We start from the raw sequence: 377 nt of genomic DNA, 5'->3' as shown, positions 1-377 counted from the left end.
CGCTCATATTCGCGCTCGACGTTCTGGTTGAAGGCGCCCGGGGTGCCGAAATGGTCGACCATGACCGAGTGGTCGATGACCAGATCGACCGGGTTCAGAGGATTGATGCGGGTCGGGTCGGCGCCGAGGGCGCTCATGGCGTCGCGCATGGCGGCCAGATCGACCACGGCCGGAACGCCCGTGAAGTCCTGCATAAGCACCCGGGCCGGGCGGAAGGCGATCTCGTGCTCGACCGAGCCCTTGTTCTCGGTCCAGGCGGCGATGGCGCGCAGGTCGGCCTCGGTGACGGAAACCCCGTCCTCGTTGCGCAGCAGGTTCTCCAGCAGCACCTTCATCGAGCGCGGCAGACGGGAAATCCCGGCCAGACCGGCTTCCTC

1 protein-coding gene is annotated in these 377 nt (G+C 67.1%); it reads right to left on the bottom strand.

Features of this window, described 5'->3' with window-relative positions; genetic code table 11:
* Window positions 1-377 (bottom strand): aconitase family protein (locus ASD25_RS20355; protein WP_235562815.1); only part of this gene is annotated, 377 nt, incomplete at both ends.

The sequence above is a fragment of the Brevundimonas sp. Root1423 genome, from assembly GCF_001426805.1.
This window is presented reverse-complemented; position numbering and strand designations above follow the sequence as displayed.